The sequence below is a fragment of the Amycolatopsis thailandensis genome (assembly GCF_002234405.1).
GTDB classification, from domain to species: domain Bacteria; phylum Actinomycetota; class Actinomycetes; order Mycobacteriales; family Pseudonocardiaceae; genus Amycolatopsis; species Amycolatopsis thailandensis.
Genome location: NZ_NMQT01000033.1, coordinates 45,538 through 63,580 on the forward strand (window position 1 = coordinate 45,538; position 18,043 = coordinate 63,580).

Here is an 18,043-nt window from a genome sequence, read left to right on the forward strand (position 1 = left end):
CCACTTTCACAACGTTGAACGCTGCGAAAGTGGCTTTCGCAACTCGCCACCTGGGCCGCTCGTCACTCCCCGCACGGCGGCGCGTATTCGAGCCCCGGAAAGTACTTCTCCCACTCTTCCCTGGTGATCCTCGGCGTCGCCAGCCGGCAGATCTCCTCGCCCACTCGTGCGGTGTCCGTCTGCCACAGCTGGACACCGCTGCTCCCGATCGCGAGCGTATGCCCGTCGTCCCGGTACGCCAGCGAGTTGACCGTCGCGGCGAAGCCGGTGAGCTGCGCCGATTCGACCGGATTCCGCGGATCGGCCAGATCCCAGACGCGCACCGTCCGGAACGCCGAAGCCGCCAGTTCCTTCCCGGACGGGCCGAACACGAGCGGCCCGACGCCTTCGGGATGGCCGCCGAGTTTCGCCAGCCGCACGGCGTGCGCGCGATCGGTGATGTCCCACAGGTAGACGTTCCGATCGCTGCTGCCCGCCGCGACCGTGCGGCCGTCGGGGCTGAGCGCCATCTTGAACAACGTGCCGCTGTCGGGCCACAGGGTCGACACCAGCCCCGGTCGCTTGGGGTCGGCGACGTCCCACAGCGTCACGGCGGACGAGTCGGGGCCTTGACCGGACACGAGCGTCCGCCCGTCGGGGGTGAACGCGAGCGACCAGACCGTGCCGTCACCGACCGGCAGCACTCGAGGCTCGGCGAAGCGCGTCGGATCGCCAACGTCCCAGAGCTGGATCGGCCCGTCGTCGTGGCCGGAGGCGAAGGTCTTCCCGTCCGGGCTGAACGCGAGCGAGTAGGTCGGCAAGACCGTGGTCGACGCCGTCAGGTTCGGGGCGGCCGGATCGCCGATGTCCCAGCGCTGGAGCACGAACTTCCCGCCGACACCGGCACCGTCGTGCGCCGCCAGCGCGAGGCTGCGGCGGTCCGGGCTCAGCGCCACGGCGGTGACGGTGGCCGGGCCGGGGAGTTTCGCGAGCTGTCTCGGGGCGCGGAGGTCGTCCATCGCCCAGAGCCGCACGTCGTCCCCGGAGGTGACGAGGATCCGGCCCTGCTCGGTGAACAGGCCCACGTTCCAGCCCGCGCTCGAAGCCAGCGCCAGTTCGCCGACGTCCTGCAGCCGGACGGTCCGGTCGGCGCTGGTGGACACGATCGTCTTGCCGTCCGGCGAGAACGCCGCCCACCAGATCGCGTTCGTGTGCCCGGACAGCGGCGGCAGTTCCTTCGCCGGTCCCGTGACGTCCCAGAGGCGGACGGACTGGTCGTCGCCCGCGGTCACCACGAGCCTCCCGCTCGGGCTGAACCCCGCCGCCCAGACGACGGCCGGGGTGGTCAACGTCGTCAGCGGGCGCGGCACCGCCGGATCCGCGACGTCCCACAGTTTCGCCGTGCGGTCCCAGCTCGTGGTGAGCAGCCGTTTGCCGTCCGGGCTCCACGACGGGGTGAGCTGGAGGTCCTGGTGTCCGGAAAGGACGGAGCGCCGCCGCGGCGCGGACGGCGTGGTGACGTCCCAGAGTTCCGCCGTCCAGTTCGTGTTCGTGACCGCGAGCAGTTTGCCGTCGGGGCTGAAGACCGCGCGTTCGAGCCGCTCGGCCGGGATCCCGCCGAGCGGTTTCGGCGCGCCGAGGTCGGCGACGTCGGTGAGCCGGACGGTGCGGTCGACGGAACCGGTGACCAGAACGCGGCCGTCGGGGCTGAAATCGGTGGAGAGCAAGGTGTCCTGATGACCGGTGACGTCGGCCTTCCGCACCGGGCGCCGCGGCTCGGTCAGATCCCAGAGCCGGACCCGGTGATCCCGGGTGACGGTCGCCAAAGCGTGTCCGTCGCGGCTGAACGCGAGCGGCCCGCGAACCTCCCCCGAACCGGGCAACGTCGACAGGAGCGCCGGACGCCGCGAATCGGCGATGGACCACACCCGCGTCGACCGGTAGGAGTCGGAGGTGATCATGAGCTGCCCGCTCAGCACCACGGTGACGTCTCCGGGGTCGAAGGTCATCCGGGTGGCGAACGGCGCCGCCATGGACGCGAGCAGGCCGTCGTGGGTCTCCTGGATCGGCGCGAGCCGGTACGCGGCGAGGCTGAGCTGCGTCGACAGCGCCGGGTTCGACTCCCGCAACGTCTTCGCGTCGACCACGGCCTTGCGCGCGAGCGCCACGTTCCGCTGATCGGTCGCGGTGTTCTCGGCATCGACGGCGTACACGATGGCCACCGCCGCCAGCACCAGCAGCACGTGAAGGAGCGCGACAAGTCTTCGCAGCCTCTTGGTCCGTTTGCGGACGACGGTGGTCTCCTCGGCTTCGGCGTCGAGCCCTGCCTCCAGGAACTCCCGCTCGCGCGTGCTCAGCGCGTCCGGCTCCCTGGCCGCCCATTCGGCCGCGAGACCCAGCCGCGTGCCGCGATAGAGGCTGCCCTTGTCGCGATCGAGCGATTCCCACAGATCGGTCGCCTCGGCCAGCTGCCGATGCAGGCGGTGCCCTTCGCGGTCCTCCGCGAGCCAGTCGCGCAGCCTCGGCCAGCTGCGGATCAAGGCCTCGTGCGCGATCTCGACGCCGTCGCGGTCGAGGACGAGCAGACGCGCGTCGGCGAGGCGTTCGAGGACCTCCCTGGTCGCCGGATCGTCGTCGAGCTCGCGCCGGTTGAGACGGCGCTTCGTGTCTTCAGTGCCTTCGCCGGGCGCGGTCATCCGCAGGAAGATCTGCCGGACGACGCTCCGCCTGTCCGGCTCCAGATCCGTGTAAACGGCCTCCGCCGTCTGGGCGATCGCGTTGAGGATCCCGCCCGCCGCTTCGTACGCCGCGCTGGTCAGCGTGATCCCCTGACGCCGCCGCCAGGTCTCCAGCAACGCGTGCGAGACGAGCGGGAGCATCGCGGGCTGGCCGGTGGCGTCGGCGACGAGCGTCGTGACCAGCGCGGCCTCGACCCGGCAGCCCGCGCGGACGGCGGGTTCGACGATCGCGGTCCGGAGTTCGTCGGCGGTCATGGGGCCGACCATCACCTGCGCGTCGGTCAGGGCCTCGACGAGCCCAGCGTGACGGCAGAGGTGACCGTAGAAGTCCGCGCGGACGCCGAGGACGACCCGGGTCCCGTGCTCGTCGCCGGCGAGCGCCAGCAGCGCGTCGACGAACTTCTCCCGTTCGGCCTGGTCGCCGCAAAGCGTGTAGACCTCCTCGAACTGGTCGACGATCAGCAGCCGTCCCTCGGCGTCGAGGTCTTCTTCGAGCGGGTGCGCGCCAGGCGTGCGGAGAACGACAGGACGTTCGCTCACCGCCGCCAGCCCGGCCCGCAGGACGGACGACTTTCCCGAACCGGACGCGCCGAAGACACCGACGAGCCGTCGTTCCGAGAGCTTGCCGGTCAGCTCGGCGACCAGGCGCTCGCGGCCGAAGAACCGGGCGGCGTCGGCGGTCTGGAACGCGGCCAGCCCCAGGTACGGGAGTTCAGCGGCAACACAGTCGTCAGGGACCTCGGACGCCGCCGCGAGCCCGGCGGCGACCGCGCGCCAGCGTTCCTCCCAGGCCGCGACGTCGCCGCCGCACGCGGTGACGTACGCGGTCGTGACCGCCAGCCCTGGCAGTTTCCGGCCGCCCGCCGCTTCGGACAGCGCGGCGGCCGAGTAACCGGCGCGGGTCGAAAGCTCGCGGTACGTCGGCCCTCCGGCTTGCTCACGAAGCAGGCGAAGATCCGCCGCGAACTCCACGACGACGTCTTCGCCCGGTCCCAGCGGACGCTCACGTCTCGGCACCAGGCCCCCCTGATTCGTCGAGCGTTATCGAATGGACATTGTTCACCGAAAACGGCCCGACACTGTACAAAAGTTCTGCGCTACAACCGAACGCGTGCCGATTCGAACCCCAGTGGTGAGCGTGGTCTTCGCCGGTGTCCCCGAGCCGCCCGTGTCCCCTGAGCTGGAGGTGTTCGCCCATACCCCCGACGAACGCGAAGCGGTCTGGTTCGCCACCGCGCTGCGCCCGGACGTCCTGGTCCTGTCCGTTCACCCGCCCGCGCTCGACGGGCTCGCCATAACGCGCGAAGTGTCTTCCCGCGTACCGGGAACCGCCGTACTCGTGCTGACTCCGCCCGGCGACGGCGAATTCGTGGTCGCCGCGATGCTCGCGGGCGCCCGCGGGGTCCTGTCGCGGAGCGCCGGTCCCGACGACCTGATCCGGTTCATCCGCGGGGTCGCGGCGGGCGCGGTCGTGTTCGGCGAACGCGCCGCCGACCGGCTTTACGGCCTGCTGGCCGCTTCCCAGCCGGTCCGGGTGTTCCCCCGGCTGACCTCACGCGAGCACGAGGTGCTCGACCTCCTGGCCGGCGGGCTGGTGATCGCCCAGGTGGCACGGCAGCTGGGACTCGCGCCCAAAACCGTGCGCAACGTCGTGTCGTCGATCCACGCCAAGGCCGGCACGGACGACCGCGAGGTGCTGCTCGGCCAGGCCCGGAACGCCGGGCTGGGCCGTCATTCGTAGCTGCGCGGCGTCCAGACGACTCCGTTCTCGGCGCGGGTCTTCGACGAACCCACGATCAGCAGGCACCGCATGTCCACTTCCGCGGGATCCAGGGTGCCGAGGGTGACGACGCGGATGTCCTCCTCCGGCCCGCCGACGTCCCTGGCGACGACCACCGGTGTCTCCGGGGCGCGGTGCCGGAGCAGGACGTCACGGGCCTGCGCGAGCTGCGTGGTCCTCGTGCGGGACGCCGGGTTGTACAGCGCGAGCACGAGATCCGCCGCGCCCGCCGCGTCGAGCCGTCGTTCGATGATCTCCCACGGCTTGAGCCGGTCGGACAGTGAAAGCACGCAGTAGTCGTGGCCCAGCGGCGCCCCGACCCGGGACGCGGCCGCTTGCGCGGCTGTCACGCCCGGCACGATCCGCACCCGCGTACCCGCGCCGTGCCCGGCCGCGACCTGCTCCAGCACGGCCGACGCCATCGCGAACACCCCGGGATCACCCGAGGAGACCACCGCGACCTTGGCGCCGTTCGCGGCCAGCTCCAGCGCTTCGACGGCGCGTTCGGCCTCGACCCGGTTGCCCGACGCGTGCCGCTGCTGGCCCGCGCGCTGCGGAACCCGCGCGACGTAGGGGCCGTAGCCGACAATGTGCTCCGCCGCGGCCAGTTCCTCTGCCGCTTCAGGGGTCAGCCAGCCGGGGCCCGCCGGGCCGAGGCCGACGACCACGACTTCGCCGCCGGTGTGCGTTTCCGGCTTCCGGGGGACTTCGGGTTCGTCGGCGAGCCGGGACGCGTACGCCGGGCTGGGCAGCAGCGCCAGCGAGAAGTACGGGACCGAGTCCGGGTCGACGTCGGCGAGTGGCTCGACGCGCTGCGCCTGCCAGGTCGCCCGTTCGATGTAGAAGGCGTCGTCCAGTTTCCCGGCCTCGGCCAGCGCCTCGCGGACGTTGCCGAACGTGCGGCCGAGTTTGAGCACCGCCGCGGCCTGCGTGTCGGCGAGGCGCCGCGCGAGTTCCGGCGCGGGCAGGGTGCCGGGCAGGATGGTGAGGACCTCGTCGCGCTGCACCAGCGGGCGGCCGAGCACCGACGACGCGGCGCTGACCGACGTCACGCCGGGCACCACGGTCGCCTCGTAGCGGTCCGCGAGCCGTTCGTGCATGTACATGTAGGAGCCGTAGAAGAACGGGTCGCCTTCGCAGAGCACCACCACGTCGCGTCCGGCGTCGAGGTGCTCTGCGAGCCGTTTCGCGCTCAGCTCGTAGAAGTCGGCGATGGCGCCTTCATAGCCGCCGGGGTGATCGGTGGTCTCGGTGGTGACCGGGTAGACCAGCTTCTCCTCGACCTGGCCGTCCCGCAGGTACGGTTCGGCGACCGAACGCGCGATGCTCCGGCCGTGCCGCGCGCTGTGGTAGGCGACGACGTCGGCCTCGGCGATCAGCCGCGCGGCCTTGACCGTCATCAGTTCCGGGTCACCCGGCCCGAGCCCGACACCCCAGAGTTTCCCGAGCCCGCTCATTCGACCTCACTCGCCATCGCGTTGATCGCGGCGACGGCCATCGCGCTGCCGCCGCGTCGTCCGTGCACCACCAGATAGGGCGCGGGTGCCCGCTCGACGAGCTCCACTTTGGACTCGGCGGCGCCGACGAAACCCACCGGGACACCGATGATCGCCGCCGGGGCGCCGACCCCCTCGTCGAGCAGTTCCAGCAGGCGGAACAACGCGGTGGGCGCGTTGCCGATCGCCACCACGGAACCGGGCAGCTTGTCGCGCCAGAGTTCCAGCGCGGCCGCGGACCGGGTGGTGCCCATCCGCTCGGCCAGCCCCGGCACCTTCGGGTCGGACAGCGTGCACAGCACCTCGTTGGCGGAAGGCAAACGTTTGCGGGTCACGCCGGAGGCGATCATGTTGGCGTCGCAGAGGATCGGCGCGCCCGCTTCGAGCGCCGCGCGGCCGGATTCCACGACGTCCAGGCTGTAGCGGATGTCGTCGACCAGGTCGACCATCCCGCAAGCGTGGATCATCCGCACGGCCAGCACCGCGACGTCCTCGGGGAGGATCGCGAGATCCGCCTCCTCGCGGATGGTGGCGAACGAATGCCGGTAGATCTCGGCCCCGTCCCGGATGTAGTCGATCACTGCTGTCCCTTCGATTCGGCGCTGTCCTTCTCCGCCAACGTCCTCGCCAGCTCGCCGACCGGGACGAACGCCCCGTCGACCAGATAGCCGTCCTCCGTCGCGAGGACGTCGACGTGCTCGTGCGCGGGTTTTCCACATCGCCGTTCACAACCGGCGAAATGGGCCCTCGGGGCCTTGCCGACCCGCGACGCGTCGGCCCGGACGTCGGCCAGCGACTTCGCGCAGCCCGGGCGTCCGATGCAGGCGCTGATCCCGAGCGACGGCTCGTCCGGATCGGTGATCAGGCCCGTGTCCGCTTCCAGCGGGCCGAGGACCAGGATCGACCGCCACGGGGTGACCACGGCGTCCCCGGCGCGCGCGATCGCACGCGCCTGAGCCGAGGTCAGGCGACCGAAGACCGGGGCGACCGCGACCGCGTCACCGATCGGCCCGATCGGCAGGCCAGGCTTCGTCGCGAAGATCTCCGGCCGGGTTCGTTCCCCTGGGACGTCGCCGAGCAGCGGTTCCGTGTCGGGAAGTTCGCTGACCCGCCAAGCCGCTCCCCTGGCCCCAAGGAACGCGCGCGCGATCGAAATCAGCGCGTCGACGGCGTGTTCCGGGCCGACGCGCAGGCCGGTGTCTTCGCCGGCGAGCAGCACCGCGCCGTCGCGCCAGCAGACGTCGGCGCCTTCTCCCGCGACGTCACCTTGACCGCCGTCGAGCGCGAAGAGGAAGCGTCCCGGGAGTTCGGCCAGCTCGGGGTCTGCGCACAGGGCCTTGTCGAGCGCGGCGGCGAGTTCCTGGGCGACGTCACTCAGCGGCGAGGCGAGGATGTTGCGGACGCGTTCGTGCGACGGCGAAGGCAGGAGCCCTGCCGCGGAGAGCCTGGTCGCGAGACCGGGACGGGTGACGCCTCGGAGCTGGACGTTGCCGCGCGAAGTGAGATGGAGAGCGCCGTCGCCGAGGTCGTCGGCGGCGTCCGCGAGAGCCCTGAACCTGTCCGCGGTGATGGCGCCACCGGGCAGCCGGACCCGGGCGAGGGGACCGTCCGCCGCGTCGTGGGTGGCGAAAACACCGGGGCACGCATCGGCTCGGACACGTGCGCTCGCGGACATGCGCTCACTGTAGATGGCCGATTTCGAGGAGAGTAATGGTCGGATCGAATGTAGTAGGTGTGCTACATTCGATCGCAGCACTGAGATGGGGGTGACCTATGAGAGATCCACACGACGTGATGATCTCCGTCCAAGATCTCCGGATGCGGTACGGGACGAACGACGTCCTCCACGGAGTGGACTTCACCGCGCACCGCGGCGAGGTGATCTGCCTGCTGGGGCCGAACGGGGCGGGCAAGACCACGACGATCGAGATCCTCGAAGGCTTCCGGATGCGATCGGAGGGCGAGGTCAGCGTGCTGGGCATCGACCCGGCGCACGCGGACGAGGATTGGAGGGCGCGGCTGGGGGTCGTCCTCCAGTCCTGGCGCGACCACGCGAAGTGGCGGGTCCGGGAACTGCTGGAGCACCTGGGTGGCTACTACGCGCCGTACTCCACCGACCGCATCAAGCGGCCGTGGGATCCGGACGAACTGATCGCCGCGGTCGGGCTGACCGCGCACGCGGACAAGCGGGTCCGGATGCTGTCGGGCGGACAGCGGCGCCGTCTCGACGTCGCGATCGGCATCGTCGGCCGCCCGGAGCTGCTGTTCCTCGACGAGCCGACAGCCGGCCTGGACCCGGAGGCGCGGCGCGAGTTCCACGAACTCGTGCACCGGCTCACCGATGACGACGACACGACGATCCTGCTCACCACGCACGACCTCGACGAGGCCGAGAAGCTGGCCGACCGGATCCTGATCCTGAACCACGGCCGGATCGTGGCCGACGGTTCGGCCGACGCGCTGAGCAGGCAGATCGCCGGAGAGGCCGAGGTGCGCTGGACGCTGGACGGCCAGCGGTTCGTCCACTCGACGACGGAATCGACGAAGTACGTGCACGAACTGTTCAAGCAGCACGGGGACGCCGTCGGCGACCTGGAGGTCCGGCGGGCGTCGCTCGAAGACACCTACATGACCCTGGTGCGCCAAGCGGAATCCCCGCTCGTGGAGGTGGGTGCGCGATGAACCCGGTTCAGCACAGTGTCCGGATGGGCGTCACACGAGGCTGGCTCGAAGCGCGCCAGATGATGACCAACCGCGAAGACCTGTTCAACACCTTCCTTTTCCCGGCGATCTTCGTCGTCGTCATGTTCTTCATGCGCGACGCGAAACTGCCGGGCACGGAGTTCTCGCTCGGCGCCGCGACCGTGCCGAGTGTGCTGGGCGCGTCGATCGTGTTCAGCGGCATGCTCGGGATGGCGGGGGTGCTCGCCGTCGAGCGCGAGGACGGCACGCTCCTGCGCGCCAAGGCGACCCCGAACGGCATGGTCGGCTACCTCGTCGGCAAGGTCGTCACGGTGTCGCTGAGCACGGTCATCGGGATGCTGCTGGTGCTGATCCCGAGCCTCATCCTGTTCGACGGCATCGCCCCGGGCGGACTGACGTCCTGGCTGGGCCTGCTGTGGGTGCTGGTGCTCGGCCTGCTCGCCACCATGCCGCTCGGCGCGATCTTCGGCTCGCTGACCACCAACGCGCGCAGCATCGGCCTGATCATGCTGCCGACACTGGGCATCGGCGCGATCTCCGGGATCTTCTACCCGATCACCGCGCTGCCGGAATGGCTGCAAGGCGTCGGCCAGGTGTTCCCGATGTACTGGCTCGGTCTCGGCATGCGGTCGGCGCTGCTGCCGGACTCGACGGTGATGATCGAGATCGGGCAGTCCTGGCGGCCTTGGGAGACCCTCGGAGTGCTGGCCGTCTGGGCCGTGATCGGATTGGTGCTGGCCCCGGTGGTCCTGCGGCGCATGGCGCGCCGCGAATCCGGGTCCTCGGTGGCGGCACGACGGGAAAAGGCGATGCAGCGAATTGGCTAGCTCATGAGCGAGGTCGTTTACAACCGGATCGCGATGCTGCGGGCGGAACGGGGCATCTCCCGCCGCGAGCTCGCCGATGCGCTGGGCGTGCATTACCAGACCATCGGCTATCTCGAACGCGGCGAGTACAGCCCGAGCCTTTACCTCGCGCTGCGGATCGCGGAATTCTTCGAGGTGGCGGTGGAGATCATCTTCTCCACCGCCCCTTTCCCGCGGATCGGCGATTCCTCGTCGGAGCGGTCGGCCTGAACCATCGATCGGGGGAAAGGCTCCTCGCGCGCGGGCTGGCATACTGCCGTTGTCGGACCGTCACGTGGGGGGCGCCATGGGCAACGACACGACCAAACCCGGACGCCGGGGGCGAATCGCCAAGGCTCCCGAGGGTGACGAACCCGCGGCGGTCTTCGCCCGGCGCCTGTGGGAGCTCAAGCAGGCCGCGGGGAATCCGTCCTACGACGCCATGCGCCAGGATCACGGCGCGCTCGTCTCGAAATCGGTGCTGTCGGCGGCCGCCCGTGGCGCGCAACTTCCTTCCTGGGACACGACCTGGGAGTTCGTCCGGTCGCTGGCGGTCGGCGTGCTCGGCCAGGACGAACAACGGGTCCGGGCGCAGTGGCGGCTGTGGTGGGACCAGGCTTCCGCCGCGATCCAGGTCCACGCCGAGCCGGTGGAACCCCCTCCGGCGCCGCCGTGGATCAGGCGGCACCGGTGGTGGGCACTGGGCGCGGGCGTCGCGATCGGGGCGACGCTGGTCGTCGTAATGTGGCCGGCCCCGGAAAGACCGGTGCCCGCCACGATCGCCGAGCCGTGCGCGGCGACGTGGTTGTGCCTCTACCGCAACATCGGTTTCGACGACATGAACTTCCGGACCCAGCGGCAGAACACGTGTTGGCGCCTTGCCGATTACCATCTGCAGGACGCGGTCTTTTCGTATGACAACAATCTTCCCATCACCGGTCATTTCTACGACTCGGCGAAAACCGCCATCGGGAACATTCGCGCCGGCGACAGCAGCCAGGACAGTTCGGCGTTGCCCGGCGCGTACTGGTTCTGCACCGGCTCCGCCAGGCCGTGATTTGACCGGACGGCGCCGCGAGCCAAAACGCTGAACTGCGCGAACACCCGAATTTGGCCGTAATTCGACGCCAAGGCCGAACCGCTCTTCCCCCGTCACCGGAACGCTTCCTACCGTTGCCCCGGACAGAACTTCCGGAAACGAGGGGATGACTCATGACGATTTTCCGGGGAAGAAGACCTCGGGTGCGGCGAATAGCGTTCCTTGTCATCGGCGCCTTGTCGCTGACCGTGCTCGCGGCTCCGGCGAACGCGAGCACGGTCACCCAAGTCAGGTTCACGCCACAGCCCGTGCTCGCGCCGAAGGTACCCGCGACGAAGCCGGGTGAGCCGGTGAAGATCGACCAAGAGGTCAAGGCTCTGGGCAGCGTCGCCCTGGAGATGTCGGCGACGCAGACGGCGTATGTCAGGTCGGTCATGCGCGCGAATTCGGCCACCTATCGCTCGCTGTTCGACAACGAGGTGCGGTGCACCTGGCCGGGCGGTGAACAGAGTTACGTGACGGGACAGAACGTCCTGCAGCAGGGCGCGTCACTGGAGCCGGAGAAGGAGGACGTCCAGCTCACCACCCGCTTCCTGGTCCACCCCGGCGTCGCCACGAAGGTCACCTGCACCGCGTACGTCCGCGCGGCCACGATGCGGGACACCCTCGACGCCCGGTTCCAGCTGCACGAAGGTTTCCTCGAGTTCGCGGCCACCTCCGTCGCCAACACCGCGGACGGCCTGCCCGCCCAGCGCGCCACCCCCCGCGGCCTCGTGCGGGTCGGGCCGGATCCCCAGGTCGTGGCGCGCGAGCCCGCGCTGCCGTACTTCACCCTCGCGCCGGGCTTCACGAAACTCAGCGTCTTCGCCGACACCGAATACAAGACGTGTTACCCGGTAAAGGACAAGGACTGCACCAAACCACCGTCGTCGACGGCCACGTTCACGCTGTTCGTCAACCAATGGAACGGCGACCGGCTCTGCCAGAGCAGCAACGCCACCACGACGACCCGCCGGATGTCCTATTCCGTGCACCACCACTACGTGGCGCTGCACCTGCCCGACTTCAAGGTCCGAACCGACTGCGAACAACGGTTCAACGCCTACGTCCTGGTGAAGTGGCAGGACGGCATGGACGGCGGGGTGCAGGGCACCGCGATCGGCCTGACCGACTCGCGAGGGTCGGCCACGACGCACAACGCGGGCATGAGCCATGTCTTCGTCGTCCCGCTCAAGAGCTGACAGCACAACGATCACCCGAACAGAGGAGATTGCTCATGACGTTCGAAGCGAAACCGCGCCGATTCGCCGCGGCGGTGCTACTCGCGACGGCGGGTCTGCTGGTCACCAGCGGTCCGGGAGCCACCGCCGCACCGGGAGCCACCGCGACGCCGGAAGGCACCGCCCTTCTCGCGCCCGCGAAGTGCGCCGATTACGGCTGGGTGAGGGTCATCGCCCAGTCGTTGAGCATGCGTTCCGGGCCGGGCCTGAATTATCCCCCCGTGGGTCCGGCGCTTCAGCGAGGACACCGGTTGTCCTGTTTCCCGGTGGAGGCCCACGGCTCCAGATACGACCTGTGCGGGTACTCCGGCGCCAACGGCTGGATCCCCATCGACCGCGATGGCAACAGCCGGCGTGACGCCTACGTCCCCAGCACGTGCGTCGTGGACGACTAGCCGGTTCACCCGCCACCGTGAAAAAAGGGGGTCGGCAATCCCGCATTCAGCCGACTGAATGCGGGATTGCCGAATCACACGAAAGTGGGAAAAGCGCGAGTTAGTGGTGACGCAAAATTACGAACACGTGTTCGAAATGTGGGTGTATTATGGAGGGGTGTCCGAGACCTTCCTTCCTGAACTGCCGCAGGAGTTGTGGCGTGCCTGCGAGCTGGAGCTTGCCCATGGCGTGAAGCAGTTTCTGCAGGTGATGCGGGTGGCGTCGGCCGCGATGGGGCGGTTTCTGGCGGAGATCGAGTCTCGGGGCCCGAAAGACTTGTATGGGTATGGGTCGACGGCGGCGTGGTTCGCCGATGTGGCGGGGTTGTCGCGGGGTGAGGCGCAGGCGGTGGTGAAGCGGGCGATCGCGTTGAACCCGACCCGGGCCCTGGACGGCGGTGAGGTCCCGGCTGTCGCGCCCACCACGGCCGCGGTGGCGGCCGAGGGGCTGATCGGTGAGCACCGGATCGACCAGATCCTGGACATCCTGAAGAGACTCCCGGCCGATACGTCGGCCGAGGATCGGGAGTACGCGGAGAAAGTCCTGGCCGAGCTGGCCCGGGACGCGGGGCCCCGGCAGGTTGCGAAGGCCGAAGAGGACATCCTCGGCTGGCTGGATCCCGACGGGAACGAACCCAAAGACCCCGAGCCGAAGCAGCCGCGCCGGGAAGTGACCTTGGAACGCCGTCGGGATGGGTTCTGGAAACTCACCGGCCTTCTCGATGACGAGCTGGGAGCTCGCACCGCAGCTGCGCTGGAGGCGTATGCGAAGCCTCGCCCGGTGGACGAGTTCGGCCAAGCCGACCTGCGGATGAAATGCGAACGCCAGGGCGACGCCTGGGCCGAGCTTCTCGATCTGGCGATCGCCTGCCCGGACCAGCCCGGTACCAGCGGGTACCGGACCTTGGTGCACGTGACCATCGGTCTGGAAGAGCTCAAGACCGGGATCGGGAAAGCCTGCCTCGACTTCGTCGGCACCATGACCGCACGCGACGCGCGCATGGCCGCCTGCGACTGCCTCATGCTCCCCGTGGTCATGAACGCCGCTGGTGAACCCCTCGACGTAGGGCGACTACGACGGTTCGTCACCCCAGGCCAGAGACGCGCACTCAACATCCGCGATCGAGGCTGCGCGTTCCCCGGCTGTCACCGAAAACCCAAGAACTGCCACGCCCACCACATTCACCACTGGGCAGACGGCGGACCCACCGACCTCCGGAACCTCGTGCTCCTCTGCGGCTTCCACCACCGCCTGATCCACCACGGCGACTGGCAAGTCCGCATGGCCGCCGACGGGCTACCAGAGTTCATCCCACCCCAGTACTTGGATCCGCTACGAAGAATCCGGCGCAACACCCTCCACCGCGCCTGAACCTCTGCATCACCCGAGGAGCCCGCCAGCCACACCGGCGACGGGCCCCTCGGCATGCCCGCAGCTAGATGAGCCGGTTGTACGAACCTCGGAAGTCGAAGAAGGTCAAGCCTTCGTATCGCGTGTGGGCCCGGATCTCGCCCGCTGTCCACGCATGGTCGCTGTAGTCGTCCACCACGACACCTCCATGCTCGAGCAGAGTCAGGACCAGCCGCCGCAGCTGCTCCGTTCCATCGACCCGGCCGGACACTTCGATCTCTATCGCCCAGGCCGGACGGTGACCGATCGCGGGGATCAGGCGCTCGTCGGCTTCCTGTTCCCAGCCCCGATAGAGACTGCCGTCCTCGGTCTCCAGCCAGCAGTACAGCACGTCCTCCACCAGCCAGGGCGCGTTCTGACCTGGCGAAAGCGCATTAAGCACGGCGAAGGTGTCGACCTGGTCCAAGCGGGGGAACACGAACACCGATCGCATACCCGCGAGACTGTCAGAGCCCGCCACTCACGACCACCCCGACCAGCGCAAACCCGCCTGCCGGGCACATCACCTTGACTCCCGCCGGACCGCACCGGAGAGTGAGCGGGAACCCACGCGACGGCAGAGGGAGGAACCCGGTGAGAGTCCGGGGCGGTCCCGCCACTGTCACCCCTCGTAGCCAAGCGAGGGGAAGCCAGGAACTCCGGCCGTCGCGACCGCACGACCCGGGGCGCGGACACCCCGAGTGAGGACTGCCGTGATCCTGCTTCTGTCCACTTCGGACACCGACCTGCTCAGCGCTCGTGCCAGCGAGGCCGACTATCGGCTGGCCAACCCCGCTCGGCTCGATCTTGCCGAGCTGCCCACCCTGCTCGACGGCGCCCGGATCGTCGTCGTCCGGATCCTCGGATCCGAGCGGAGCTGGCAGGAGGGGCTCGACACGGTCCGCGCGAGCGGCGCGCACGTGGTGGTCCTCGGCGGCGAGCAGACGCCGGACGCGCAGCTCATGAAGCTGTCCACGGTCCCGGCGGGCACGGCGGCGGAGGCGCACGCGTATCTCGCGCAGGGCGGCCCGGCCAACCTCACCCAGCTGCACCGGTTCCTGAGCGACACGCTCCTGCTCACGGGTGACGGCTTCGAGCCGCCCGCCGTGCAACCGCTGTGGGGCGTCCTCGAACGCGAGCCGAAAGCCACGAACGGCCCGGTCATCGCGATCCTCTACTACCGCGCGCATCACCTGTCCGGCAACACCGAGTTCGTCCACGCCCTCTCCGACGCCATCGAGGACGCCGGGGGCCGCGCGCTCCCGATCCACTGCGCGTCCCTGCGCACCCGCGAGCCGGAGATGATGGCCGAGCTGGCCAAGGCCGACGCGCTCCTGGTCACCGTGCTGGCCGCCGGCGGCACCCGGCCGTCCGAGGTCGGCGCGGGCGGGGACGACGAGGCATGGGACGTCGCCGAGATGGCCGCGCTCGACATTCCGATCCTCCAGGCGCTGTGCCTCACCAGCGACCGCGAGACCTGGTCCGCCAACGACGACGGCCTCTCCCCGCTCGACGCGGGCAACCAGATGGCCGTCCCCGAGTTCGACGGCCGCCTCATCACCGTCCCGTTCTCGTTCAAGGAGATCGACGACGACGGCCTCCCCAAGTACGTTCCGGACACCGAACGCGCCTCACGGGTCGCCAAGATCGCGCTCGCCCACGCCCGGCTGCGGCACACGCCGCCTCAGGAGCGCCGCATCGCGCTGATGCTGTCCGCGTACCCGACGAAGCATTCCCGCGTCGGCAACGCGGTCGGCCTCGACACGCCCGCGTCCGCGATCGAGCTGCTGCGCCGCATGCGTGACCGCGGCTACGACCTCGGCGAAGACCCGTTCCCCGGCGTCGAGCCCACGGGCACCGACCAGCCGGACGGCGACGCGCTGATCCACGCGCTCATCGCCGCGGGCGGCCAAGATCCGGAGTGGCTCACCGAGGAACAGCTCTCCGGCAACCCGATCCGTGTCCCCGCCGACAAGTACCGCGCGTGGTTCGCCGAACTGCCCGCCGAACTTCGCGAGGGCATGGAAGAACACTGGGGCCCCGCGCCCGGCGAGCTGTACGTCGACAACGGCGACATCGTGCTCGCATCCTTGCAGTCCGGCAACGTGATCCTGATGATCCAGCCGCCGCGCGGGTTCGGCGAGAACCCGGTGGCGATCTACCACAACCCGGACCTCCCGCCGAGCCATCACTACCTCGCCGCGTACCGCTGGCTGGAGGAGGAGTTCGGCGCGCACGCCGTCGTCCACCTCGGCAAACACGGTTCACTGGAATGGCTTCCCGGCAAGACCGCTGGTCTTTCGGATTCCTGCGCGCCGGACGCCGTCCTCGGCAACCTGCCGCTGATCTACCCGTTCCTGATCAACGACCCGGGCGAGGGCGCGCAGGCGAAACGGCGCGCGCACGCCACGATCGTCGACCACCTGATCCCGCCGATGGCCCGCGCCGAGAGCTACGGCGACATGGCCCGCCTGGAACAGCTGCTCGACGAGCACGCCAACATCGCCGCGATGGACCCGGCGAAGCTGCCCGCGGTCCGCGCGCAGATCTGGACGCTGATCCAGGCCGCGAAACTCGACCACGACCTCGGTGTCGAGGAACGCCCGCACGACGCGGAGTTCGACGACTTCCTGCTGCACATCGACGGCTGGCTGTGCGAGGTCAAGGACGCGCAGATCCGCGACGGCCTGCACATCCTCGGCGCGGCGCCGGAAGGCGAGGCGCGGATCAACCTCGTGCTCGCGATGCTGCGCGCCCAGCAGATGTGGGGCGGCAAGCAGGGTGCCGTGCCCGGTCTGCGTTCCGCGTTGGGCCTCAAGGAAAACAGTGACACCCCACTGTCCGAAGTGGACTCCATCGAGCAGACGGCCCGATCGCTCGTCGAGGCGATGGAGGCCCGCGACTGGTCCCCCGCCGCGGTCGCCGAGGTCGTCGCCGAAGTGCCGGAACACCAGGAAGTCGCGCGCGTACTGACCTTCGCCGCCACCGAGATCGTGCCGCGGCTGGCGGGCACCGGCGCCGAGATCGACGCGGTCCTGCACGCCCTCGACGGCGGCTACATCCCGGCGGGCCCCAGCGGTTCTCCCCTGCGCGGCCTGATCAACGTGCTGCCGACCGGCCGCAACTTCTACACCGTCGATCCGAAGGCCATCCCGAGCCGCCTCGCCTGGGAGACCGGGCAGGCCCTCGCGGACTCGCTTCTCCGTCGCTACAAGGAGGACACCGGCGACTGGCCGCGTTCGGTCGGCCTCTCGGTCTGGGGCACGTCGGCCATGCGCACGTCGGGTGACGACGCCGCGGAGGTCCTGGCCCTGCTGGGCGTCCAGCCGGTCTGGGACGAGGCGTCGCGGCGCGTCACCGGGATCGAGGCCATCCCGCTCGCCGAACTCGGCCGCCCGCGCGTCGACGTCACCGTGCGGATCAGCGGCTTCTTCCGCGACGCTTTCCCGCACGTGATCACGCTGCTGGACGACGCCGTGCGCCTCGTCGCGAACCTGGACGAACCGGACGAGCAGAACTTCGTCCGTGCCCACACCCGCGCGGATCTGGCCGCGCACGGCGACGAACGCCGTGCCACCACGAGGATCTTTGGCTCCAAGCCCGGCGCGTACGGGGCGGGTCTGCTGCCGTTGATGGATTCCGGGAACTGGCGTGACGACAAGGATCTCGCCGAGGTCTACGCGGTCTGGGGCGGGTTCGCCTACGGCCGCGACCTCGACGGCAGGCCGGCGCGCGAGGACATGGAGAACTCGTACAAGCGGATCGTGGTCGCGGCGAAGAACACCGACACCCGAGAGCACGACATCGCCGACTCCGACGACTACTTCCAGTACCACGGCGGGATGATCGCGACCGTCCGCGCGCTGACCGGCACCGCGCCGGCGTCCTACGTCGGCGACAGCACCACGCCGGACGCGGTCCGCACCCGCACCCTCGGCGAGGAGACCGCCCGTGTCTTCCGGGCCCGCGTGGTCAATCCGCGCTGGCTTTCGGCGATGCGCAAGCACGGCTACAAGGGCGCCTTCGAACTGGCGGCGACGGTCGACTACCTCTTCGGTTTCGACGCCACGGCCGGGGTGGTCGGCGACTGGATGTACGAGAAGCTCACCGAGTCCTACGTGCTCGACGAGGTCAACCAGGAGTTCCTGCGCCAGGCCAACCCGTGGGCGTTGCGCGGCATCATCGAGCGGCTGAACGAGGCGGCCGATCGGGGGCTCTGGGCGGAGCCGGACGCCGACCTTTTGGCTCAGCTGCGCGAGGTCTACTTATCGCTTGAGGGGGACCTCGAATCCTGACGTCACCCCTTGGAGCGAGGGCATGGCACTCCCGGCGGTACCACTGTCGTATGCGCAGAACTTA

General features: G+C 69.6%; 14 protein-coding genes and 1 riboswitch. Of the genes, 9 read left to right on the forward strand and 5 right to left on the reverse strand.

Annotated features, from left to right (window positions below):
• Positions 1-62: 62 nt before the first annotated feature.
• The gene (locus CFP71_RS10660; RefSeq protein ID WP_093933680.1) at positions 63-3,734 is read right to left on the reverse strand and encodes an nSTAND1 domain-containing NTPase; all 3,672 of its coding nucleotides are present in this window, start codon (positions 3,732-3,734) and stop codon (positions 63-65) included.
• Between the two features lie 94 nt (positions 3,735-3,828).
• Between CFP71_RS10660 and CFP71_RS10665 the strand changes: the two genes are divergently transcribed.
• Complete coding sequence (locus tag CFP71_RS10665; protein WP_244199628.1) at positions 3,829-4,458, forward strand: LuxR C-terminal-related transcriptional regulator; 630 nt, start codon at positions 3,829-3,831, stop codon at positions 4,456-4,458.
• Here CFP71_RS10665 and CFP71_RS10670 read toward each other — a convergent pair.
• The 3 genes from CFP71_RS10670 to CFP71_RS10680 are packed head-to-tail and all read right to left on the reverse strand — an operon-like array spanning position 4,449 to position 7,668.
• On the reverse strand, positions 4,449-5,954 hold the full coding sequence (locus CFP71_RS10670) for a precorrin-2 C(20)-methyltransferase (protein WP_093933681.1): 1,506 nt from the start codon (positions 5,952-5,954) through the stop codon (positions 4,449-4,451). The genes CFP71_RS10665 and CFP71_RS10670 overlap by 10 nt on opposite strands.
• On the reverse strand, positions 5,951-6,574 hold the full coding sequence (locus CFP71_RS10675) for a precorrin-8X methylmutase (protein WP_093933682.1): 624 nt from the start codon (positions 6,572-6,574) through the stop codon (positions 5,951-5,953). The genes CFP71_RS10670 and CFP71_RS10675 overlap by 4 nt, the downstream gene beginning before the upstream one ends.
• On the reverse strand, positions 6,571-7,668 hold the full coding sequence (locus tag CFP71_RS10680) for a precorrin-3B synthase (protein ID WP_093933683.1): 1,098 nt from the start codon (positions 7,666-7,668) through the stop codon (positions 6,571-6,573). Before CFP71_RS10680 ends, CFP71_RS10675 begins: the two co-directional genes overlap by 4 nt.
• Positions 7,669-7,766: 98 nt before the next feature.
• Here CFP71_RS10680 and CFP71_RS10685 point away from each other — a divergent pair, with 98 nt between their 5' ends.
• The 7 genes from CFP71_RS10685 (at position 7,767) to CFP71_RS10715 (ending at position 13,666) form a co-directional block, all read left to right on the forward strand.
• Positions 7,767-8,675, forward strand: a complete 909-nt coding sequence (locus tag CFP71_RS10685) for an ABC transporter ATP-binding protein (protein WP_093933684.1) — start codon at positions 7,767-7,769, stop codon at positions 8,673-8,675.
• Positions 8,672-9,523, forward strand: coding sequence for an ABC transporter permease (locus tag CFP71_RS10690; protein WP_093933685.1), 852 nt, complete (start codon positions 8,672-8,674; stop codon positions 9,521-9,523). The genes CFP71_RS10685 and CFP71_RS10690 overlap by 4 nt, the downstream gene beginning before the upstream one ends.
• Before the next feature lie 3 nt (positions 9,524-9,526).
• Entirely contained in the window at positions 9,527-9,772 is a 246-nt protein-coding gene (locus CFP71_RS10695; protein WP_005162705.1) for a helix-turn-helix transcriptional regulator, read from the forward strand.
• A gap of 76 nt (positions 9,773-9,848) precedes the next feature.
• A complete protein-coding gene (locus CFP71_RS10700) occupies positions 9,849-10,598 on the forward strand; it encodes a hypothetical protein (RefSeq protein WP_093933686.1) in 750 nt (249 codons plus the stop codon).
• Positions 10,599-10,783: 185 nt separating this feature from the next.
• On the forward strand, positions 10,784-11,821 hold the full coding sequence (locus CFP71_RS10705) for a hypothetical protein (protein ID WP_093933687.1): 1,038 nt from the start codon (positions 10,784-10,786) through the stop codon (positions 11,819-11,821).
• Positions 11,822-11,856: 35 nt separating this feature from the next.
• The gene (locus tag CFP71_RS10710; RefSeq protein ID WP_093933688.1) at positions 11,857-12,255 is read left to right on the forward strand and encodes an SH3 domain-containing protein; all 399 of its coding nucleotides are present in this window, start codon (positions 11,857-11,859) and stop codon (positions 12,253-12,255) included.
• A gap of 157 nt (positions 12,256-12,412) precedes the next feature.
• The gene (locus tag CFP71_RS10715) at positions 12,413-13,666 is read left to right on the forward strand and encodes an HNH endonuclease signature motif containing protein (RefSeq protein ID WP_093933710.1); all 1,254 of its coding nucleotides are present in this window, start codon (positions 12,413-12,415) and stop codon (positions 13,664-13,666) included.
• A gap of 64 nt (positions 13,667-13,730) precedes the next feature.
• Here CFP71_RS10715 and CFP71_RS10720 read toward each other — a convergent pair whose 3' ends face one another.
• Positions 13,731-14,138 (reverse strand): hypothetical protein, encoded by a 408-nt coding sequence (locus tag CFP71_RS10720; RefSeq protein ID WP_093933689.1) that lies wholly within the window; start codon positions 14,136-14,138, stop codon positions 13,731-13,733.
• A 130-nt stretch (positions 14,139-14,268) separates the two neighbouring features.
• A riboswitch (cobalamin riboswitch) is annotated at positions 14,269-14,344 on the forward strand.
• 53 nt (positions 14,345-14,397) lie between these two features.
• Between CFP71_RS10720 and cobN the strand changes: the two genes are divergently transcribed.
• The gene (cobN, locus tag CFP71_RS10725) at positions 14,398-17,979 is read left to right on the forward strand and encodes a cobaltochelatase subunit CobN (protein WP_093933690.1); all 3,582 of its coding nucleotides are present in this window, start codon (positions 14,398-14,400) and stop codon (positions 17,977-17,979) included.
• The last annotated feature ends 64 nt before the right edge of the window (positions 17,980-18,043 follow it).